The organism is Rhizobium sp. P2_G9 (assembly GCF_056403475.1).
Window position 1 is genome coordinate 32,233 of record NZ_JBFUFK010000056.1, and the last position, 22,619, is coordinate 54,851.

General features: G+C 62.1%; 16 protein-coding genes and 1 pseudogene. 8 read left to right on the forward strand and 9 right to left on the reverse strand.

The features are described from left to right. Positions 1-355: 355 nt before the first annotated feature. From AC1DYF_RS34135 to AC1DYF_RS34165, 7 genes are all read right to left on the reverse strand, one after another. Positions 356-1,387 (reverse strand): IS110 family RNA-guided transposase, encoded by a 1,032-nt coding sequence (locus tag AC1DYF_RS34135; RefSeq protein ID WP_024343475.1) that lies wholly within the window; start codon positions 1,385-1,387, stop codon positions 356-358. Positions 1,388-1,497: 110 nt separating this feature from the next. After that, complete coding sequence (locus AC1DYF_RS34140) at positions 1,498-2,055, reverse strand: hypothetical protein (RefSeq protein ID WP_477882529.1); 558 nt, start codon at positions 2,053-2,055, stop codon at positions 1,498-1,500. A gap of 138 nt (positions 2,056-2,193) precedes the next feature. Next, a complete protein-coding gene (locus AC1DYF_RS34145) occupies positions 2,194-4,329 on the reverse strand; it encodes a ParB/RepB/Spo0J family partition protein (protein WP_477882530.1) in 2,136 nt (711 codons plus the stop codon). Between the two features lie 82 nt (positions 4,330-4,411). Then, positions 4,412-5,386: an addiction module antidote protein gene (locus tag AC1DYF_RS34150; RefSeq protein WP_477882531.1), complete on the reverse strand. Its 975-nt coding sequence runs from the start codon at positions 5,384-5,386 to the stop codon at positions 4,412-4,414. Then, positions 5,383-5,976, reverse strand: a complete 594-nt coding sequence (locus AC1DYF_RS34155) for a ComF family protein (RefSeq protein ID WP_477882533.1) — start codon at positions 5,974-5,976, stop codon at positions 5,383-5,385. Before AC1DYF_RS34155 ends, AC1DYF_RS34150 begins: the two co-directional genes overlap by 4 nt. 81 nt (positions 5,977-6,057) lie before the next feature. Beyond that, complete coding sequence (locus AC1DYF_RS34160) at positions 6,058-6,999, reverse strand: ArdC family protein (RefSeq protein WP_477882534.1); 942 nt, start codon at positions 6,997-6,999, stop codon at positions 6,058-6,060. Between the two features lie 200 nt (positions 7,000-7,199). Beyond that, positions 7,200-7,706 (reverse strand): SOS response-associated peptidase family protein, encoded by a 507-nt coding sequence (locus AC1DYF_RS34165; protein ID WP_477882553.1) that lies wholly within the window; start codon positions 7,704-7,706, stop codon positions 7,200-7,202. Positions 7,707-7,762: 56 nt separating this feature from the next. On the opposite strand from AC1DYF_RS34165, the gene AC1DYF_RS34170 reads away from it, so the two are divergent. The 3 genes from AC1DYF_RS34170 to AC1DYF_RS34180 are packed head-to-tail and all read left to right on the forward strand — an operon-like array spanning position 7,763 to position 10,783. Beyond that, on the forward strand, positions 7,763-8,353 hold the full coding sequence (locus AC1DYF_RS34170) for an SOS response-associated peptidase (protein ID WP_477882536.1): 591 nt from the start codon (positions 7,763-7,765) through the stop codon (positions 8,351-8,353). 55 nt (positions 8,354-8,408) lie between these two features. Beyond that, a complete protein-coding gene (locus tag AC1DYF_RS34175; RefSeq protein WP_477882538.1) occupies positions 8,409-9,725 on the forward strand; it encodes a HEPN/Toprim-associated domain-containing protein in 1,317 nt (438 codons plus the stop codon). Next, complete coding sequence (locus AC1DYF_RS34180; protein ID WP_477882540.1) at positions 9,725-10,783, forward strand: S1 family peptidase; 1,059 nt, start codon at positions 9,725-9,727, stop codon at positions 10,781-10,783. Before AC1DYF_RS34175 ends, AC1DYF_RS34180 begins: the two co-directional genes overlap by 1 nt. Positions 10,784-10,846: 63 nt before the next feature. Here the strand turns inward: AC1DYF_RS34180 and AC1DYF_RS34185 are convergent. Continuing rightward, positions 10,847-14,112: pseudogene (locus tag AC1DYF_RS34185) on the reverse strand (error-prone DNA polymerase). Continuing rightward, positions 14,109-15,626: a Y-family DNA polymerase gene (locus AC1DYF_RS34190; RefSeq protein WP_477882555.1), complete on the reverse strand. Its 1,518-nt coding sequence runs from the start codon at positions 15,624-15,626 to the stop codon at positions 14,109-14,111. Before AC1DYF_RS34190 ends, AC1DYF_RS34185 begins: the two are co-directional and overlap by 4 nt. Positions 15,627-16,322: 696 nt before the next feature. Here AC1DYF_RS34190 and AC1DYF_RS34195 point away from each other — a divergent pair. The 5 genes from AC1DYF_RS34195 to AC1DYF_RS34215 form a co-directional block, all read left to right on the forward strand. Continuing rightward, positions 16,323-16,697: an XRE family transcriptional regulator gene (locus tag AC1DYF_RS34195; protein WP_477882542.1), complete on the forward strand. Its 375-nt coding sequence runs from the start codon at positions 16,323-16,325 to the stop codon at positions 16,695-16,697. Beyond that, positions 16,666-19,830: an HsdM family class I SAM-dependent methyltransferase gene (locus AC1DYF_RS34200; protein WP_477882544.1), complete on the forward strand. Its 3,165-nt coding sequence runs from the start codon at positions 16,666-16,668 to the stop codon at positions 19,828-19,830. The genes AC1DYF_RS34195 and AC1DYF_RS34200 overlap by 32 nt, the downstream gene beginning before the upstream one ends. Beyond that, on the forward strand, positions 19,827-20,498 hold the full coding sequence (locus AC1DYF_RS34205; protein WP_477882546.1) for a hypothetical protein: 672 nt from the start codon (positions 19,827-19,829) through the stop codon (positions 20,496-20,498). The genes AC1DYF_RS34200 and AC1DYF_RS34205 overlap by 4 nt, the downstream gene beginning before the upstream one ends. Positions 20,499-20,663: 165 nt before the next feature. After that, positions 20,664-21,575 (forward strand): methyltransferase domain-containing protein, encoded by a 912-nt coding sequence (locus AC1DYF_RS34210; RefSeq protein ID WP_477882548.1) that lies wholly within the window; start codon positions 20,664-20,666, stop codon positions 21,573-21,575. Between the two features lie 117 nt (positions 21,576-21,692). Next, positions 21,693-22,619, forward strand: a 927-nt coding sequence (locus tag AC1DYF_RS34215; protein WP_477882550.1) for an ATP-dependent nuclease, incomplete at its 3' end; no start/stop codon positions are given.

Sequence of the window (22,619 nt, forward strand, 5' to 3'; positions counted from 1 at the left end):
AGCCCGCCCGGCGCTCTCTCTCGACCGGACGGGCTCAAACCCGTCCTGGCCGTCCTCTTGCTCTCGAACTCCCCGAGTTGGGCACCGCCCGCCGCGGGCATAAAAAACGTATGGCTCGCCCCGCCTGCAAGGGATTTCTTTCCGGCTCTTCAGTCTGCGCCAACGTATCCGGTCTCGAGGTCGTGCCTCGGCCAAGATGGAGCTTTCGCGCGTACCGATCCTCATAAAGCCGTCGGCGTCTAACGCCATTTTTTTGATCAGGATCACGGCACGCCGTTCGACTGTCAGGCCATCTTTCCAATCCACTCACAGACAACGCTGGCCTGAAGGACGCTCCCCTAAGGCCGAACTCTGATCATCCAGCCGATGGCATCGCCTCCACCTGGAAGGGGCGCCCGCTTCTCAACACGGCCCAGATGATCCTGGCCATCTTCGCCGCGAGCGCGACCACGGCGGTGTTGATATGCGTTCGCGCGAGCAATCCCCGCAGCCATTCGCCGAGCAACGTCCGCCCCTTCGCCAGGGACGGCAATGCCGCTCGCGCGCCGTGGATCAGCATCCTGCGAAGGTAGCCGTTGCCGCGCTTGCTGATCCCGAGAAGCTTAGGTCTGCCGCCGGTCGTCATCTGGCGAGGTACCAGGCCGAGCCAGGCGGCAAGATCCCGGCCCCGGCCAAACGTCTCCGCCCTTCCCACCGAGGCGACGAAGGCGGTCGCATTCAACGGGCCGACCCCCGGGATCGTCGCCAGGAGCTTCGTTGCGGCATCCTCGCGTGCGATCGCAACGAACTCGGCATCGAAGGCGCCGATCCGCTCGTCAAGGGCGCGCCACTGGGCCCGCATGTCCTCGACGAGCTGTCTGATCCGACGGCTGATCGCCACCTCGCCAGCAAGGAGTTGATCCAGTCGAAGTTCGAGCTTGCGCCGTCCCTTCGCCATCACGATCCCGCGCTCCAGAAGGATCGCTCGCAACTGATTGATTAGCGTCGTGCGCTCGCCAACCAGCCGATCCCGCGCCCGATGCAGGCTCTGCATGTCGAGTTGCTCGTCGCTCTTGAGATCGACGAAGCGCATCGTCGGGCGGGTTGCCGCTTCCGCGATCGCCTCGGCGTCACGGTCGTCATTCTTCTGAGCCTTCACGTACGGGCGAACATACTCTGGCGACATCAGCCGCACATCGTGACCCTGCTCGCGAAGCAGGCGGCCAAGATGATGGGCGCCGCAGCATGCTTCCATCGCCATGACGCAGCTCGGCATTCCTGACGCCAGCTTCAGGATACTGTCGCGTCGCATCCGCCGACGCAGCAGCACCTGCCCCGCGCTGTCGAAACCGACCACGCTGCAAACGTCTTTGCCAAGATCGATTCCCAGAACCCTGATCTCATTCATCGGCTCACCTCCGTGCCATGTGCGGCCGACGCAATCTTGCGCCGAGGGTAAGGGGCGAGCCATTCCATAAAGCCCGGCTTTCGCCGGGCCTCCTTTGGGATCTGCCGCGGTCAGTGAGGCCGCTTCATTTCTTGCGCTATGGCCTCGACGACCAGCTCGAACTGCTCGGGATCGCGAACCGCGTCCTTGAGGCGGTCCGTCCATTCGGGATGAGCGTGAGTCCAGTCCATCATCATACGCGGATCGACGCCCCGATATTTGATGAGAAAGTTGCTGATCTTCGCCGGGATGAAGCTCGCGACCGATGCGGCATTGGTCGGCTTTGCGCGCGCCAAGATGATGAAGGCACGCGAGAAGCTCTGGAGATCGTCTTCGTCGGCGAGCTTCGTCATCAGGTCGAGGACCGCTCCGGAAGAATGCGTGTAGGCGGCCGAGCCGTGCTCCGCGATCGCCTGGGCGATGCGGGTCTGGGTTTCTGGTGTCACTGTTTTTACCTCGTCGTGGAGGCCTTCGAGCGCTTCGGCTTTCTTTCGACGCTCATCGGCCAGGTTGCGGATATCATCGGCGTCTTTTTCGGTCGGGACCCACACCTTCACCTCCTGCCATCCAGCAGCGACGCGGATTTCGCGTTGCTTCTGGACGCGGGAGAGCGGCTTCTTGTCGGTCATGGGCGATCCTCGCAATCTAGGACATCATAGGGTGGTATGTCGTATGGTGGTACGAAAGAAGGTGGTACGGTAAGCCGGATTTGTCAAGGGCCCGATCGCGAGAAGAGTGGACGGGCGGCCGAAACCGCCCCGCGAACGTCACTCCGCGGCGACCAAGGCGACCGGGTCCTCTTCTGCATCGGCCGCCTCCGCGTCCTCCTCGTCGGAGGAGAGGAATTGCGGCAGCTCGATTGCCGCGTCGACCTCGCTCGTAGAGAGGTGAACAGCGCTCGGCTCGTCGGCGACCAAGCGCATGGGCTCAGGCAGCCAGCCGGTGTCGGCCAAAAGGCGCTCGGCCTCCTTGGCCATGTCGCCTTTCTTCAGGTGGTCGATGAGCTGGGCGGCCTGCTCGCCGGCGCCTTCGCGAACCGCTTCGAGAATGCGGATCTTGGTGACGCGGCCGAGGTAGTTGCCGGAGGTTGGCCGCCAGCCGGCCTCGGCCATGTCGAGGCTCACCGCCCGCGCAAGCCTGTCGGCCTGGCCGACGCGGCGATCGAGGCTATGCTGCGACAGGCCGGCGCCGCCGTACCGATCGACCTTCTCGACCAGCGCGTTGACGCCATAGCTGACGCAGTGCGCAAGCAGCGCCATCCTGCTGGCGTCGTCGAGGTCCGCGATCCAGTCCCACAGCGAGTCGTCGTCGATCGGCACGTCGAGCTTCCAAGCCTCATGGCGCTCGGCAACCGACTTCGCGGACCGGCTGTCCTTGAGGTCGTCCGGCTGGGCGGGAAAGAAAACGTGGCGGACCGACACTTCCAGGCAGCCGCCGCTCGCGGACGTTCGAAGGAAGGTGTCGGTCACGAGCTTGTGGAGTAGCGCCGTCATGGCCACGTGCGGATTGCCGGCGACTGCGTCACGGAGCGCGAGGGTTCGATAAGCGGTGAGTTCGGTCACCAGACGCTCGGGGAGCGGCTTGATGACATCGTCATCGTCGTCCTCCTGCTCAACGGGCGCACCGCCGATGGTGATGACCGCGCGTTGGACTGTGGTCTCGGTGGCTCCGGTCTCCGTGCCGGGTTCGACGGGCTCTCCTACGGGCTCCGCGGGCGCTTCGTCGTCGGGGCGGACATAACCTCGGTCGATATCGAGCGTACCGTTGGTGTCTATGCTGACGAAGACGCCGGCGCGCACGACCTCGGTTGCGTCGTAGAGGGTGGGGCGGTTGTCGAAGGTCGCAAGGGACGTCTCGATCTCGCCAAGGCGCTGGTCGACATCGTCGGGCAACTCGACGGCCCCTTCAAACTCGGCTTCGAGCTTGTCGTATTCCGCCTTCAGGGCCTCGATCGCCACCTGTTCGTCGACAGTGAGATCGGTGGGGAGGCCGACCAGCTCACGCAGGCCGTTCGCGGCGCCATAGGGAAAGCTGACGGCGACCGCGACCCACTTCCAGCCCTCGCGCGCGATCTCCTCGGCTGCGACCTTGAGCTTCTCGGTGACAAGCTGATCGAGAAGCGCGACATCCTGCAGCCAGCCGCCGTCATCGTCCTCGAACAAATCCCGCATGATCGCGCCGCCGGCGGCCTCGTAAGCATCGAGGCCGACGAACACGGCCCGCTTGTCGGAAGCGCGCGCGGTTTGCTCGGTCAGCATGCRCCGGATCTGGTATGGCTCCTTTGACCAAGCGTTCTTGATGGCGTCCCAGACCTGCTCCTGTCGGGCGTGATCGCTGGAGACCGCGAAAGCCATAAGCTGTTCAAGCGTCATGTCGTCGGCCTCGTAGACCTCCAACAGCGCCGGCGAGACAGTGAGGAGCCGGAGACGCTGCTTGACCACCTGCACCTGAACCAGGAAGGCCGAAGCGATCTCTTCCTCCGACATGCCCTTCGACAGCATCGCGGCGAATGCGCGGAACTGTTCGAGCGGTGTCAGCGGCAGCCTGTCGATATTTTCGGCGAGGGAGACCTCTTCTGCCAGGATCGGACTCTTGGCGTCGCCAACAACGCATGGGACCGGCGCGGTCTTGGCGAGGCGCTTCTGTTTCACCAGGAGTTCGAGAGCGCGGTAGCGTCGGCCCCCGGCGGGAACGTCGAACATGCCGGTCTCGGCGCCGTCGGCGTCGAGAACGGGGCGCACGTGAATACTCTGGATCAGCCCACGACGGGCGATCGAGGCCGCCAGGTCCTCGATCGAGATGCCGTCTTTTCTGGTCCGGACGTTGGTTTGGGAGAGAATGAGCTTGTTGAAGGGAATGTCGCGCGAGGACGACAGGGTGATCTTCTGAACGGCAGTAGCCATCGGGATGTACTCCGCGACGGGCGGCCGGGAGACTCTCTCTCGACCTCCAACCCGTCACGAAAATCCCGTCACTCCTCTCCCTCTATCGCGCGGCGACGCCTGTTCGGGTGCGCTTCGGCTCGGCGTCGGGTTCGGCCGGCTGGGTTTCCGTCTTCCCTTCGTCGGGCTTCACTTCAAGACGCAGTCCGACCGAGGACAGCACCTTCAGGATCGTGGTGAACTCGGGATTTCCCTTGGAATCGAGCGATCGGTAGAGGCTCTCGCGAGCGAGGCCGGTTTCGCGGGCGACCTGGCTCATGCCGCGGTCGCGTGCGAATTGACCGAGCGTCTCCTTGATCGCGCTCGTATCCGCGCGCGCGAGCGCATCATTGAGCGCCTTGACGACATCGTCGAGTGAGGGCCCATCGGGATGCGAGGTTGGGTCGGCCTCGGCCGCGATGTCCTCTGGCGCTTCAGCCGGGGGTGCTCCCTCCGCTTCAGCCGTAGGTGCCTCCTCCATCGAGGACAGAAAGGTGGGCTGACTGCTGGTTTCGACCAGCCGCCACTCATCGGGGGTCGCGCGCTCCTTCACATCCTTGCGCAGCTCGTCGCTGCACTGTGCGATGAAGTTTCTCCACGCATCCACGGACTTGATATTCACGACATCCTTGTCGGGAACGTTGAAGAGGACGGCGATCTTTCCGGCGAGTGCGAGGCGAAGGACGTTGAGGACGGTGCCCGGGCTCTTGCCATCCCAGATCATCAGGCCAAAATCGGCTTCGCGCGCCATCTCGCGATCCTTGGCCGCGTAGAACTGGAAGCCTTTGGCGCTCTTGGGCGCATCGACCTGTTGGATGACCCAGGGGCCGAGATTGTTGCGTGGCGCGCTGCCCGAGCAGAACACTGTGACCTTGTCATAGTGCTTGTCGAGGAAGTGCTTCTGGACCGCTTTGTCGGCGCCGTTGGCGTCTCCGACGATGACGCGGTGGCCGCTCGCGACGACGTTGTCGAGCCGCTTCTTAACCTCGGGGGGAAGCCGGGATACGTGTCGCGAGCCGCCTATGAAGATCGTGTTCAATGGTTGCTCCGTGTTTTGGTGATGGTGAGGGCACGGACCGATGCGGCCTTGCCTGGGCCGAGCAGCTCATCCGTGATGGCGTTCATCGTGGTTCCCGACCGAAAGAGATCGTCGAAGAGTAGGATACTGCGCCCCTGGGTCTGCGTCGCGTCGACCTGATAGAGGCCCTCGACCTGCTTCTTTCGCTCCTCGGGATCAGTCACATTCTTCAGCTGGGACGTGGAGCGTGTCGTGGTGATGCAGGTCAGCACGGGAACGCCGAGCGCGGCACCGATGCCCTCGGCGAGGACAATGACCGGCTGCAAAGCGCGCTGATGCGACGGGGGGACCGGAACGATGCAGTCGAATTTGTCGCGGTTGGCGGAAAGGAAATCGGCGACCGTCTCAATGATCGGTCCTGCCGCATCTTTGTCCGCGCGGTTCTTCAGGAGATAGAGAAGCTGGGCGATCTCTGGCCGCACAGTATCGAACTGCATATGTCCGAATTCATTTGGCCCGGTCGGAGTGCTGCTGGTGGTATGAAGATCCAGCGCAATTCCCGAGTGCCAGCGGCCCTCGATTTTGATCGGATTGATTTTGACTATAGCCATCCGCGCTCCCGAACCTCCCCCCGTTGTAACCTATGGGCTACAGATGGGCAAGGTCCGGTCGCGATTCAAGCCCGTGGAAAGTCAGGCTGCTCGGGAAAACGCGGCTGAGGCCTGGTCCTCCGGGGGGAGGAAGCTCAGCAGATAATCGGCCGCCTTGCTGGCCTGGCTGGCGGCGCGCACGATGGCGCGGTTGTCCTCGCGCAGGACCTCAAGCCAGGAGCCGACATAATCGGCATGCCTGACGGTCGGCACGATGCCGATCGAGGCGCAGCAGAAGGCTGCGTTGATCTCGGCGACCAACTCCTCGAAGGCGTACTTCTTGGTGCCGAACGAGCCCGAGAGATCACGCCCGACGCGAGATGCGTGGCCGGTAGCATGGCCGAGTTCGTGAAGCGCCGTGCGGTGCCAGTTAATGGGCTCGAAATAGGCCTGCGGCGGGGGGACCTGCACGAAGTCGGGACCGGGCGCATAGAATGCGCGATTGCCACCAATCCGGAAGTCGATCCCGGTCGCTTTGATAAGCGCTTCCACACGAGGCTCGATGAGGTCGGGCGTCGGCGCCGCCGCCTGTGTCGTGAGTTCGTCGGGAAGCCCGTCGCATTGGGCTGTATTGAAGACGGTGAAGCGCTTCAGGAACGGGATCGCCTGGGCATCCTCGCCGGTTTCGCGGGCGCGCCGCTTCTCGTCGTCCGGCACGAAACGGTCGGCGTAGACAACCGTCGTGCCGCGTTCGCCCTTTCGGACGTTGGCGCCAAGCGATAGCGCCTGGCGGAAGGTGAGCCAGGTCTGGCTCGGATAGCCGTGCTCGATGACCGCGCCCCAAAGGATCAGGACGTTGATCCCGGAATAGGCCCTTCCGGTCGAGGCGTTTCGCGGCAGGGCGAGCGGCGCTTTGGCGGCCGCTGTGCCCCAGGGCTGAACCCACGGAAGCCGGCCGGCTTCGAGTTCGCCGATGATCTTGGTCGTGATGTCGTCGTAGAGGCTCGCCCGATCTGGGGCTGTCTGGCGCTGATGCTTGGTCATCGCGGATCTCCGCGACGGGCGCCGGAAGCCTCTCTCCCAGCCCTCAACCCGTCACGGCAAACCCGTCCGCACTCTCACTCTGCGGGGCGTTGCGGGGCAGCCGGCCCCGCAGAAGGGGTCGACCGAGACCGCGGGGCTCGGGCGCAGGGGAAGGCTTTCCCCCGCAAAACCGTAGAACCGTAAAAGCGGACATCCGGATTTCAGAACGCGAGTGCGTCTTGGGCGTTGTGCTCTTGCAGGCGTGCGACATTGAAGCTTCCGGCAGGCAGCGGTCGCAGGAGTTCATTCTCGGGCACGGTGAGATCGAGCCAATCCATTCGCTGGTCTCGCCGCAAGAGCGCCATTTGCCGATCATGGTACGGGGAGACATCGTCATTCGCCGTCGTCGAAAGGATCGCATAGGCCTCTGGCCATTGACGTGTTGCAGGCTGCCAGATCCCCGCGAAGTAGAACCAGTCACCGTTGGAGAGGGAGAAGCTATAGTGTTTGCCGTGACTACGATGGCGGAATTCGGAAGCCGGTATCAGGCAGCGATGACTGGGAAACGTTCTGCCTTCTGCGCGGACGACAGTGAAGGGGCCCTCAGCTTCACGGGGTTGAAGTCCCCAGGGCAGCTCCACTATCTCAACATCGCCGCCGTCGCGCCTTATGACGATACGGCGTTCGTCGAGCGATGCATCAGAGTCGAATACCGTTGCGCTCATGATCTGCGAACATACCAAGAACATGGTCGCGCGGCAAGCGCGACGGAGACGGAGGACCCATGTGCAATGATTATCGGCTGAAGGTGGACATTGCCTCGATCGTTGAGGACTTCGCCGACCTGAAGATCAAAATCCGCTTTGGCGAAGGCGCACCGAACATCGAGGCACGCGACGACATCAAGATCACTGATATCGGGCCGATCATTCGGACGGTCGACGGCGTACGCGGAGAAGGTGACCTGGTACAGCGGCGATGGAGTTGGCCGGGCCAGAACAAACGGCCGGTCTATAATTTCCGATCGGAGGGCCGGGAGTTCATCTCGAACCGCTGCCTGATTGTCACCGACGGCTTCTATGAATTCACCGATCCCGTCGAGAAGGGGAAGAAGCGCAAGGACAAGTGGCTTTTCAAGAAAAGCGATGAGCGTCTGATGTGCATCGCGGGCATCTGGCGCGAGACCAAGGATGCAGGCGAAGCCTTTACCATGCTGACCATGGAGCCCGGGCCCGATATCGCGCCATATCATGATCGGCAGATTGTCGTTCTCGAGCGCGAGGCTTGGGCTGACTGGCTCGATCCATCCGTTTCAGCGCGCGACCTTATCAAGCCCTTACCGTCAGGATCGCTCAAGGTCGAGCAGGTAGGCTAATGGAGCGACGTGGTAGCATCGACTAGCGCGAGGGGTCGGTCCGGGGGGATAGAGATTGGGAACTGAGATTACACTCGACGTGGCCGGGGTGTCGGTTACGTACAGCAAGAACCACCGCGGAATTGATCACGGATCTATTTTCCAGGAGCGAGATCGGAGGGCGGTGAAGAGCGATCAACTCGACTACGATTGGTATGAGACAGAAGGCGAGGATCCCACAGCTTCCGAAATGGCGTTCACGCGGCCGCTGAGTCATGTCGTTCCCCGGCTAGAACTCCTGGGCTTTAATTTGGAGCGCGTTCGGCGCGAATACGACGCCGTCGTCCAAAACTGGTTGGAGGAGAGGCAGTCTCTTCGGGATGAGGAGGACGAGCCCACACCAGATGTGATGAGCTTTGTGGAGTTCGCCGAGTTTGTGAAAGCGCATCCGCTCGAACGTCTGGACGACACATTTATCTCGGGCTCGGACGACGCAAGCGAAGCGAAGATTCAGGGTCGCTTTGGTGGGATGCAGCTTGAACGGTTTCCCTTTTATCGACCGTACGATAGGCAGGCCTATTCGGAGCGGACCTTTTTCGGCGGTTTAGTCGATATCCTGCACCCGTATTCGGTCCTGCGAATACTGGCGGAGGCGAACGGCGATGCGCCGGTTGTCTGGCAGTATGGGCCGTTGGTCGAAGGCGGCTATGCGCCGGAGCGCGAGTTCGTGCCGCACGCCCGGCGGACCGAGACGTTCCTGATCGCGACAGAAGGCAGTTCGGACGTGCATATCTTGAAGCACGCCCTCGCGCTCTTGCGCCCGGGCATCGCGGACTTCTTTCGCTTCATCGACGTCAGCGAGAGCCATCCGTTTTCCGGCACCGGCAATCTGGTGAAGTTTGCCGAAGGCCTCGCGAAAATCGACGTCCAGAACCAGGTTGTCTTTGTTTTCGATAACGATGCCGAGGGGCTCGACGCCCATCAGAAGCTTTCGGCTCTCACCCTTCCTGCCAATATGCGCCGGATCATGCTGCCCGAACTCGACGCGTTTCGCGCCTTTCCGGCCGAGGGACCGGAGGGCTTGCACAGTTCGGACATCAATCGCCGCGCCGCAGCGATCGAATGCTATCTCGATCTTGACGTCGGCGGTTACCCGCCAGCCAAGGTGCTGTGGACCAACTACAAGAAGGGTCTCGGCATTTATCAGGGGGCGTTGGAATTCAAGGAGTCCTACATCAAGGAGTTCTTGAAACAGACCCCTGGGTCATTGAGCGATGGCTCATATGACGTTCGCAAGATCGAGGCAGTTCTGGATCTGCTTATTGCCGAATGTACGGCTATGGCTGTCGATCAGTGGGATCCGGCCGAGGTTGAATTGAGAGATACCTACTGATGACTGAAAAGAGCGCGTTCCAAGAGACCTACATGCGCGCGGCAGGAGCCGTGGCGTTCGTCACCGTCGTTGATGGAAAGGGGGACGAGGGGATCGGTTCTGCGTTCCACATCGGCCAGGGAATTTTCGTCACGGCCCGGCATGTGATCGAAGGCGCTACGATCAAGGAGATCGCGACGACAAAGTCGGCGCGTCTCAACGAAGAAGCTGGTGGCAAGACGGCCCCGCCGCGCCGACTGGAGATTGTCGACGGACCCTATTTTGGTCCTGACGGCCTCGACGTCGCGGTTTTCCGCGTCGATCTTGGCGACGCGCCGCTGCCGGCGATCGCCGTCAGCCAACATACGGACGCGTCGCTGGGAGAGAACGACCTCGTGCTGTCCGATATTCTCGTGATCGGCTATCCGCCGATCCCGTTTACGACGATTCCCAGCCAGGTCGTCACGCTTGGACAGATCAACGCCGTGGTGCGTGTGCGTCATTCTCCGGTCCTGCATTTCATCGCGTCGGCCATGGCGCGCGGTGGATTCAGCGGAGGAGCGGCGCTCGATCAGTCCGGCACCGCGCTGGCGCTGGTGACCGAGAGCCTGGGCCAGGGCGATATGCCGGTGGAGACCGGCTATATGAGTCTGTTGTCGATCGAGCCGGCAGTGGATCTCGCTGCGGAGAAGTTTGGGTTCAGCACTCACGGCGCCTATCCCGGCCGCTACAGCGACACGCTGTTTGCGGCAAAATTCTCCAACCCGTCCAGCGACTCACTCAGTTCATTCATCTACGACGCAAGCCTGTACGTCTATGATGACGATCGTGACCTGTTCGTTGAAATTAATTGCACAGACGAAGCGCTGCTTGCCGATGCGATCGCGACCTTCCATGCGATCACGCCGGTGACACGAAACAATGTTGACGACGGATATGTCCTCTACATCCCCAATGAAAATCCCCCGGCGACGCTGCTGCTCGAGGCGGGGGAAGCTGTCGCCGCGCTGTTCGAGCGGTCCGGCTATCGGCGCATGGCGTCGGAACGCAGCCAATGGCAGCTCAAGAACAAGGCGTAGAGGGCATCGACTGCCTGAGGCGGTTGCCAATCTCAGCGTCTCGTCCGTCCTTGGCGAGGATGGTCAGTGGAAGTTGCGGCTCTTCACCTTGATCGTGTCGATGTGCAGGTCGGGAATATAGATGTCGCGCGTGCGCAGCCCCGTTGGAGGCAGCTCGCGCGAATCTGGAGCGGAACCTCCATTGCGGATCTGGTCGCCGCGACCGTGGGGAAGAGGAAAGGCCGCATCGCGGCTGCCGACGCTGGCGAGATCGGCCGAAAGGTCCGTGATGCGTTGAGCGACCAGATGAACGACGTCGCCCTCACGCTGGATACGGCCCGTACCGCCATCATGCTGGCCGATAGGACGGCACGCCGATTGGCCTCGAAGACCTTGGCCCAGACAACGAGATTGGCGATGCCGGTCTCATCTTCCAGCGTGATGAACATGACGCCTTTGGCGCTGCCAGGCCGCTGGCGGACAAGGACGATGCCGGCGGCCTCGAGCCAGCGGCCGTCGCGCGTTGCCATGGCGTCGGCGCACGTCACGATGCGGCGGCGCCGCAGGTCCTCGCGGAGAAATGAAAGCGGATGATCACGCAAGGTCAGCCCGACATGGCCGTAATCCTCGACCACCTCGCTGCCGGCGGTCATGGGCCGGAGCGCAACGGCGGGCTCGTTTACCTCGGGCACGATTTCATTCTCACGAGCGGCGGCGGCTGCAAAAAGCGGCAACGGTTCATCCCGCAAGGCCTTGATCGCCCATAACGCCTCGCGGCGGGCGAGCCCGAAGGAAGGCCGGAATCCGTCAGCCTCCGCGAGTTGCACAAGCGCTGCAGACGGAACGCCGGCGCGGAGCCAGAGATCATCGATCGACGCGAACGGCTGGTCGGCGCGCGCCGCAACGATCGCCGCACCATGGGCATTGGCAAGGTTCTTGACCATGCGCAGTCCGAGACGGACGGCAAAGCGGCTATCGTCCTCGGTCGGCTCCAGCGTGCAATCCCATCTTGACGCATTGGCGCAAACGGGACGGACCTTGACGCCGTGCTCGATCGCATTGCGCACGATCTGGGCAGTCGCATAGAAGCCCATCGGCTGGGCGTTGAGGAGCGCTGCGCAGAAGATGTCGGGATGCCAGCATTTCAGCCAGGCGCTGGCGTAGGCGATCAGCGCAAAAGAGGCTGCGTGCGATTCCGGAAATCCGTAACTTCCAAAGCCTTCGAGTTGCTTGAAGGTCGCCTCGGCGAAATCGCGCTCGTACCCGTTAGCGACCATGCCGTCGATCAGCTTGGCCTTGAACGATGAGACACCGCCCGTGAACTTGAACGTCGCCATCGACTTGCGCAGCAAATCGGCTTCGCCTGGCGTGAAACCGGCGCACTCGATCGCCACCCTCATGGCCTGCTCCTGAAAAAGTGGAACACCGAGGGTTTTTCCGAGCACCTTTTCCAGCTCGGGCTTGGGATAGACGACGGGCTCCAAGCCTTCGCGGCGGCGCAGATAGGGATGGACCATGTCGCCCTGGATGGGGCCGGGCCTGACGATCGCGACCTGGACCACGAGGTCGTAATAGGTTCGGGGCTTCAGCCGCGGGAGCATCGACATCTGCGCTCTGCTTTCGATCTGGAAGGTCCCTAGAGTGTCGGCCTTTCTGATCATCGCGTAGGTGCGCGGGTCCTCGGCCGGGATGGAAGCGAGATCGAGATTGATCCCTTTGTAATCGGCAAGCATGTCGAAGCCGAGCTTCATGCAGGTGAGCATTCCCAGGGCCAGAACATCGACCTTCATGAAGCGGAGCGAGTCGATGTCGTCCTTGTCCCATTCGATCACTTGCCTGTCGGCCATCGCCGCGGGCTCGATCGGGACCAACTCGTCCAGGCGGTCATGGGTCAGGACGAAGCCGCCGGGATGCTGTGACAGATGACGGGGGGCGCCCATGAGCTGCCGCGCGAGATCCAGCGCCAGGCGCAGGCGGCGGTCGCCAAGATTGAGATTGAGAGCTTCGACGTGCTTGGCTTCGACCCCTTCCGACCAGCCCCAGACCTGGCTCGATAGCGTCTTGATAAGGTCTTCGGTGAGGCCGAGCGCCTTGCCGACATCGCGCATCGCGCCCTTGGTTCGGTAGCGGATGACGGTCGAGCACAGCGCGGCGTGGTCGCGGCCATAGGTCTCGAACACCCACTGCATGACAATTTCGCGCCTGGCATGCTCAAAGTCGACGTCGATGTCCGGCGGTTCGCGACGCTCTTCGCTGACGAACCTTTCGAAAAGCAGGTCGTTGCGGCCCGGATCGATCGAGGTGATGCCGAGGACGTAGCACACGGCCGAATTGGCTGCCGAGCCGCGGCCCTGGCACAGGATGTCCTTGGATCTCGCAAAGCGGACGATGCTGTTTACGGTCAGGAAGTAGGGCGCATACTCAAGCTTCGCAATGAGGCGAAGCTCGTGGTCGAGCGAAGCCCGTACGCTGTCTGGCAACCCTTCAGGATAGCGCGTCTCAGCGCCCTCCCAGGTCAGTTTTTCCAGCGTCTCTTGCGGGGTGAGCGTCGGGTCGTCGCGCTCCTCGGGATACTGATAGGCCAGTTCCTTCAAATCAAAGCGGCAACGCGCGGCGATCTCGATCGACCGCGCGACCGCCTCGGGATTGCGGGGGAAGAGCCGGTACATTTCCTCCGGCGGCTTGAGGTAGCGGTCGCCAAATTCACGGCGATCGCCGAGCTCGTCGATGGTGATGCCGTGGCGGATGCAGGTCACCACATCCTGGAGAATGCGCCGCGCCGGCTGGTGGTAGAGCACGTCGTTGGTGACGACGGCTGGCACCCGCATTCGCGTCGCCATGTTCGATAGCTCGTGAACGCGGAGCTGATCGTTCGGCCGACGGCGAAGGGTCAGCGCCATGTAGGCCCGGTCGCCGAAAGCGTCCCGGAGGCGTCGCAAATGGAGGCCGCAGGTTTCGTCGGCCTCGTCCGGCACGAGGATGGCGATGAGGCCGTCGCCGTACGCGACGACATCCTCCCAGGTGAGAATGCACTTGGCCTTGCCGCCGCGCTTCTTGCCGAGGGAAAGCAGGCGGCAGAGCCGTCCATAGGCCGAGCGGTCGGTTGGATAGACCATGATCGACATGCCGTCGGCGAGATCGAGGCGACAGCCGACGATCAGTCGCACGCCGGTCGCCTTGGCGGCCTCGAAGGCGCGTACGATGCCGGCGAGCGAGTTGCGGTCGACGATGGCCAGCGCTTCGACGCCTTGCGCAGCGGCCTGCGCGAACAATTCGTCGCAAGAGGACGCGCCCCTCAAGAAAGAGAAATGCGACGTCGCCTGCAGCTCGGCATACCGCTGCACGGTCATCCGAACACCCCATGCATGAACCAGCGCTGCGAGCCGGTGTTGGGGTCCTCGCCGTCGCCTGAGCGGAAAATCCAGTAGCGCTCGCCCGCATCGTCCTCGACCCTGAAATAGTCGCGAACCGCGGCCAGCTCGGCGTCGCGCCGCCACCATTCGMCACGGATGCGCTCTGGGCCATCGGCCCGGCGGACGCGCCGACGGATACCGCGCCAGGTGAAGGAAACGGGCGGATGGTCTGGCAGAAGCGCGACGGTGTCGATCGACTCGGGAGGCGCCAGCAGCCGCGAGGGCCGCGGCCAGCGGCTTGGCCAGGTAGCTCCCGTTTCCGGAGCCATCGGCGCAATCCGGCAGACCGAGCGTTCCGGCACCTCGGTTGCAACGGGCGCAGCACGATAGAGGCTTCGCTCGCCCACGCGGTTGATAAGGGTGTCGACCAGGTCGGAGACATCCGGAACCCCTTCGTCGACCATAACGGCCAGGGTCTGCTTCTCGGCGAGAGGTTCGGCCAGAGTCGCGGTAAGGCTGAGGATCTCGATGCCGAAGCCTGGCTCAATGGTTTCGATCTTGTCGGCAAGCAGTCGGGTCAAGCGTTTGACGTCGCGCACGGGGAGCGCCGTGCCCACGCGGATTGCCTGTTTCAGGTTGTCGACGCGATGGCAGATGAGGTCGAGCCGTTTGGCCCCAAGACCTTTTGCCTCAAGCTCGGCGCAGAGCTGGACGACCAACTTTCCGATGTAGCGGGCGATAGTTTCAGCCGCGCTGATCGGCTCGGCGAAATTCCGCCTCACCTCTATCAATTCGTCGGGCCGCACGGGCTCGATGGGCTCGCTGAGCATACCGAGCGCCTGATCGATGCGGCGACCGAGCTGCGGGCCGAAGCGCAGCGTCAACGGCGCGCGCGGTTGCGCGAGGAGATCTCCGATCCTCTCGAAGCCAAGGATCTGCAGGCCGGAGACGGTGTCGCTCGGCAGTCGCAGCGCCGCGAGCGGCAGCCCGGCGAGGACCGATGCGCCATGGCCGATCGGGGTCACCAAAACCGGCTGGGCGTCAAAACGCGCAAGTGCGTGAGCCGCACCCCAGGTGTCGGCGATCGCGGCCCGGGCGCGCACGCCTGAAGCCGCGAGGCGGTCGACCAAGCCTGCGAGCATGACCTCTTCGCCGCCATGGAGATGGTCGGTGCCGGTGGAATCGATCACGAGCCCATCACCGGAGTCGGCGGCGACGATCGGCGCGTACCGCTGAAGCACCCAGAGCGCGAGCCGGTCGAGAGCGTCCGCATCGCCGACCGCATCATGATCATGGACGATCAGGCCGGGCACAATGACGCGCGCCTTCGTGGCGGGCATTCCAACGCGCACGCCAGCTCGATGGGCCGCAGCGTCCGCCGCCAGCACCACATGCTTTCTCCCGTCACGGCCTATCAGAGCGAGCGGCGCCTCAGCCGGAGGCGCCGCCTCGCCTTCCAACAGCCAACGGTGTCGGCCGACGCCTGGCACCGGCAGCACGCCCGACGGCATGACTGAGACACGCCATCGCGTTGATGCGGCTGTGGGCTGGCCGAAATCGGCCGCATCGGTTTGTCGCCGCCAGCGGCGCAGGGCGACGCCGATCGTGCCGCTTTCCTCGGCGCAGAGCTGGAGCCGTCGGGACGCGGTCATGTCGAGTCTTGCGACTTCGCCGACGACGGCTCCGAGGCCGCCATGTCGCAAACCTTCCTCGATGCAGGCGAGCACGGTCTTGTCGTTGCCGGCCTCGACATAGATGACGCGGTCGGGGGCAAGGCCCGCCTGGGCCAGCGCTGGTGCGAACAGGTCCGGGCGAGTGATCACCCAAAGCACCTTGCCCTTGGTACGGGCGGCAATGCCGGCCGCAAACAGAGCGGCGGCCGCGCCGTCGATAGCGCCGTTACCGCCGCCCGCGACCTCGTGCAGCGCGCCGAGCGTCAGGCCACCGCCTGGAAGGCGCGAGTCGACGTCGGCGATTCCGAATGGGAGCACCGATTTTGCGCGCCGGCTTCGGCCCTCGATCTTTTCGATCTGCGCGCGCAGCGACTCTATGGCGGGCTCGGGCCGCAACTTCTTCGTTGACCTCCGGGGGCGAGTTCAGCATCATGTTCTCTATTTGTTCTATCTTTCGGGCAAACGAGTCAAGCCAAATCGGGGAGGATGCTGAGCTGCTGCCTTCCGCAACGATGACACGCGGGGAATATCGCTATGCAACAACAGCGCAACGGCCTTGGAACCTCACTATTTTATGTGTACGGTCTCATAAAGACATGTGCTTCGATCGAGAGATGGCGTTCATTGACCTATGGGGAGTTTCTCGCTGAGCTGGAGCAGGCCGCGCTGACGGTGCGCGAGTTCGCTGCGCTTGTGCATATGCACCCCAATTCCGTCTCCAATTATGCGCGCGCAGGCGAGGTGCCAACACATCTTGCCGTAATCGCAGCTTTGCTCGCGGAGCTTCGAAGGAATGCTATCGACCACCAGCCCATATTTGCACGTATTCGCATAGCGGCTAAGCGGCCACGCGGCGGGGCCGAGCCGGGCCGCTTTGGTGGCAATCCGCAAGGGCGGCTGGGGCTCTGACATGGAAAGGCAACCGCTTTCGCTTGAACATGTAGCTGCCTGCCTGGATTGGCCTGAGGCCGAGATACTTCTCGCACCAACGGGCGGCGGACCGTCCGTTCTAGCAGAGCTTGCGCGTCAGAAAATCGGACGGGGACTGTCGCACCTGCTGGCGCCCGGTGCATTTCGCACCGGGATATTGATCGCCGCCCCTGAAGCGGAGAGCACCGAAACGCCGCTGGCCATCGTCATCGAGTTCTCTTTGGTCGCCGGCCCGGAGATTTTACGCGAGGCGCATCGACTTGCTTGGAATTTCTCCCACAGTCCGACGCTCATTACGATCGAACCTGATCTTGTTAGGGTCTGGACCTGTTGCGAAGTGCCGCCCGGGCCTGATCAGCCGATTGATCCGCTCATCGTCCATGAGATACGTGCGGAGGCGTTGGCAAGCGCGAGCACCGCCTTGGAACAGCATGCGGCGCGAGCGCTGCATTGGTTGAACCTCATCTCCGGCGAGTTCTTCGCTCAACGCGCCCCACGCTTCGATCGCGACGGCCGGGCCGATCAGCTCCTGCTCCGAAACCTGAGGCACATTCGTGCAATCCTTGCAGCGGAAGGCCTTGAGGACGACGATGTCTGCCATGACTTGCTGGCGCGCGTCATATTTGTCCAATTCCTGTTCGACCGCCGCGACGCTGACGGGAAACCGGCTCTCAACGCCGAAAGCCTTAAGCGGCTGCACGCCGACGGCGTCCTGTCACGGCCCTACGACGCTTTCGCAGCGATCCTGTCTGATTACGACGACAGCTATCGCCTGTTCGCCTGGTTGAACCTGCGCTTCAACGGCGATCTCTTTCCGGGGAAAGGCGACACCGTTGACGAGCGCGCGGCGGGCTGGGCTCGCGAGCAAGAACTTGTGAAGCCGCGCCACCTGACTCTATTGGCGGATTTCATCAGGGGTGATCTGGATATGCCATTGGGCCAAGGGTGCCTATGGCCGGTCTACTCTTTCGATGTCATCCCGCTGGAATTCATCAGCAGCATCTACGAAACCTTTGTTACAGAGCGCGCTGCCAGAGACGGAATCTTTTACACCCCGCCACATCTCGTCGATTTCGTGCTGGACCAAGTGCTGCCGTGGCGCGGTACAGAGTGGAACTTAAAGATCCTAGATCCGGCATGTGGTTCGGGGGTATTTCTCGTCAAAGCGTTCCAACGTCTCGTGCATCGCTGGAAGCAGGCCCATCCTGGTGAGACGATCAAAGCCGAGATTCTTCGTCGGCTGCTGACCGATAATCTGTTGGGTGTGGACAAGGATCCGCACGCGGTCCGCGTTGCGTGCTTCAGCCTCTATCTCGCCATGTGCGACGAAATAGAACCGCGGCACTACTGGACGCAAATCCGCTTTCCGACCATGCGGGACCGGCGACTGATTTGCTCTGACTTTTTCGATACGGGCGAGGGCTTTGATGACGCCTCGGTTGCGGGCAACTATGATCTCGTGATTGGCAATGCCCCCTGGGGTGACGGCTTAGCCACGGTGCTGTCGAATAGTTGGGCGACCAAGAACGATTGGGAGGTCGCGAACAAAGACATCGGGGGACTATTTCTCGCCAAGGGCGCGCGCTTGCTTCACCCCGGCGGTCGCGTCGCCATGATCCAGTCGGCGAACGCCCTTCTATTTAATGCGAGCGGACCGGCACGGCGTTTCCGTAGTCAGCTCTTCACGCGCCACCGCGTGGACGCGGTGTTCAATCTATCTGCCTTGCGCTTTAAGGTTTTCAAGCGAAAAACGCACACGACGAAGACTTCAATCGCTCCCGCATGCGTCGTAGTGCTACGTCCGGCTGATGCGCATGCCCAGGGCATGCTTCTCTACGCAAGTCCAAAGTCGCTGGACCTTCAGATTGACGATTTCACGATCGTTATTGAGCCGCATCATATCCATCGCGTACCGGTCGACGTCGCTCGCGAGGATCCTGCGATCTGGACGACACTAATGTGGGGGACGCCGCGCGACGCGCAGTTGTTGCGAAAGCTGGACCGCTTCTCGAGGCTGGCGACACTGAGGGGCAAAGATGACGTCCGGACGCGCCAGGGTGTGGTCTTCGGCGATCAAAAGCGATTGGTTCCTGAGCTGGACGGGCGCCGGTTGTTTGTGGCGACGCACTTCCCTGAAGGACAGCCGTTGGCACTCGACGCTTCCGAGCTTCCTCGGATCGTGGACCTTAAGGTCCACTCCAAAGATTCGACGGATTTTCGCGCGTTCGACGCACCGCAGCTTTTGATCAAACAGGGCTTCCAGGCCTCACTGGGTCGCTTCCAAGCTCGGATGGTCGTGAATCGCGAAGGGAAGGGCGTCATCTGCAGCAAGAGCTATATCAGCGCGACAGGCCCCTTGCCGCTAATGAAAGCAGCCTGTCTCACTTACAACAGCTTGGTTGCGACGTACTTCATGCAGCTCCGGAGCGGTCGCATGGCTGCTTACCGCCCCGAAGCGAATGTGCATGAAATCCTGGACGTGCCCCTTCCTCCGTCTGAGGCCATGGATGGGACGTCCGCTCTGACGCCAGGCGATATCGATCGGGCCGTGTTCGATGGCTTCGGTTTGAAGGATGCTGAGCGAGTTCTCGTTGAGGACATGGCCGCGATCACCATTCCGGATTTTCGAGGGGATCGTCCGTCTCCTGGCTCGAGGACAACGCACGATATTTCCGGCCGCGAGGAGACTCTCACTCTCTATTGTCAGACCTTCTTCAAGGTGTTGAAGTCCGGCTTCGGTGGATCCAGGAAACTTGGCGCCACGATCTTTGCATCCCCAGTGGACGAGCCCGTTCCGTATCGGCTCGTAGCGATTCAGTTGCTAGATGCCGGCTCGCAAGAGCGTGGCATTCGCATAGAGCCAATCGGCCATATTGGGCTTATCGACGAACTGCGGCGCCTTAGCGTAGCTGACGCGGCCGGAAGCGGTCGATTGTTAGGGCAACGCCTCGCTCGGTTCTACGACGCCAGTTCCGGAACGCCGACGATCTTCATGCTCAAGCCTGATGCGGTGCGATACTGGACGCGCAGCATGGCGTTGAACGATGCCGATCAGGTCGCTGTCGATTTGTTCCAGTGGACCGCGACCTCCAGGAGCGCCAGCGCTCGATGACGGAGGGAATATTCTTATGGACGTCACGGACGCCGCCTGCTGACGCGGCCTTCATTGATTTGGCAACCCGGTGGATAGGGGATGCCGAGCCAGAGTTCGTCGACCACATTTGGGCCGGCTTCGAGCGGCTGAAGAAATTAAGCGCCTCGTTTAACGGGCGGGACCTAGAGCGAAGTATCACACAGCTGTTGGAGGCCGCGATCGACGATGTCGTGCCGGGAGAGGCTCCATACTACGTGCAGCATGGCCCCTATGAGCGGGAGACTATGCTCGCACCGCCAGCCCAGCCACCTGCATATGATCTGGCCTTCGTTTTGAGGGCTGATCCGCGAGTGATGTGGCCGGCCGAGGCGAAAGTCCTGACCTCGGCCAAGGCTCTGGCGGACTATCTTGCTGATGTGCGCGAGCAGTACCTGACGTGTCGGTATGCACCGTTCTCTAGCTCTGGAGCTATGCTCGGTTACTTGCTCGATGGCCAGGCAGACGAGGCGCTTGAGAACATAGCTCAACGCTTGGCCGTCTCTTTCACCGAGACGACGCCGATCGACCCAAATCGTCCTCACCGAAGCACGCTTCACGCTCGAGATGTTCCAGTGGGGAAGTTCTACCCGACGCCATTCCGTTGCCATCACATCGTTCTAGGATTCCACGGTCTTAGTCGAGGCTAACCTGTTCCATGACGATACTTTTCGAGTGGCTCTCCGATAGCCTCATGAAAAGGTCTTTCCCGTCGATCTCGAATTGAACGGCATTGAATAGGGGTGCTTCTCTGACCATATCTCGTGCTTAAGCGCGCTGGAACAGAAGACGCGTCGACGGGGGAGGTCAGACACATGGCGCCAAAGCGTAACGAAGACTGCTGGTGTGGAAGCCGGCGGAAGTACAAACATTGCCATTACCAAATTGATACTGCGCCAGACGACCAGAAATATGCTGCATCACAGGCAGTGTACGCCCGCAATTGGAAGGGAACGGCGCAGCATCACTTCGATGGTCAAGTCTATCATTGGCTGGCGGAACAGCTGGCAGACTCGAAGCCGAAACGCATCCTAGATGTGGGATGCGGGAGCGGTCACGGTCTACTCGCGATGCGCGAGGTACTCGGCCCCGACGTTCAGATTGTAGCGATCGACGAGAACCGGGCCTGTCTGCAGGAAGCGCGCGAGACACTGGGGCGGCGCGGAGTCGAGGCCCAAGTCGTCACCCGCATGGCGATTTCTCGCACACCCAGAGGATACGATCACGTCGCCGAGGCGCTGGATTTCTCTTCGGACGCCGGATGTGTGCTCATCGAATCCGATGTCTGCAATGATCCTCACCTGATCCCGGCACTATTGGCTTCGGGACCGTTCGACGCGGTCACCATTTGGTTGACTGGCGTCCACATGCTTCGCCAAGAGAATGTGAACGTGCTAGCGCATGGGATCGACAGCGACGGTGCTCATAGGCTGTACGTTCAGAATGCGACCTACGAACTGGCCGATTCGGTTCTGAGACCCGGTGGTGTCCTTCAGGTCGGCGATCGAGGTGTGGCACCGGACACGCCATTGCTGCGCGCGGATATTCTCCAAGCCCATGGTCAGCAGGCCTCGGTGACTACCATGCAGGTCCGATCGCTCACCCATCGGCTCTATAGCGAGCCGAACACCGGCAGGACGCCTATGGGGCTGACGCCGGGGACCTCGGGACTTGTGCCGGTCAGCTTCCAACTGGCCGTGCTATCAATCGTCTCTGAGAAGCCATGAGTGGCATAGCGAATGAGGTCGGTACTGGCATGCGGTTGCGCGTGGAGATGTATCGACATCGCGAGTTCGCTAACAGCGTCCGCGAGCTGAAAAAAGAACATATGGGGGGACGGTGCCGTGCGAATTTCGCGGATCAAAATTAAAAACTTCGCCAACTTTTCGGACCTTGACGTAGAGACTGGCGACAGCATCGTCATTGTGGGCGAGAATAAGGTTGGCAAGAGCAACTTCATCCGCGCTCTACAACTGATCCTCGATCCCGGTCTGTCCGAGCGCGACCGACAGCTCGGGCTTGAACATTTCTGGGATGGGCTGGGGGCGGATAAGCTCGGAGAGACTATCGAGATTTCTGTCGAGCTAACCGACTTCACCGACGATCCGCGATTGATGGCCCATCTGGGCGATTGCGTCGTGGACCCAGGTCCGCCGATGGTCGCGCGTCTGACCTACCGTTTCCAACCGAAAGCCAATCTTGGAGGCGATCCGGAAAGTCTTGCCGACTACGAATATATCATTTTCGGCGGCGACGATCCGGAGATGTCGATCGGATCTTCGCTGCGCCGGATGCTGCCGCTCGACGTGCAGGTCGCTCTGCGCGATGCTGAGAAGGATCTGGCGAGCTGGCGCAATTCGCCGCTGCGACCGTTGATCGAGCAGTTGGCGACATCGCTCGATGAGGATGCGCGGGAGGAAATTCAGGAGCTGGTCAGCGAAGCGCAGGCCGACCTGGTGGGCCGTGCCGAGGTGGTCGCTACAGCGCAACGGATAGGCGAGCGTCTGATTGCGATCGCCGGCGAGCAGCACGCGGTCCCATTGACGCTCGGTCTGGCGCCCACGCGGGTCGATGCTCTGCTGCGTAGCTTGCGCTTGCTGATCGACAATGGTGCGCGCGGTATCGGGGACGCCAGTCTGGGCACGGCAAACCTGATTTTCCTCGCGTTGAAGAGCCTTGAACTCGACCGGCTCGTCACGGACGGCGAGCGGGACCATACGTTTTTCGTCGTCGAGGAACCGGAAGCCCATCTCCACCCGCATGTGCAGCGG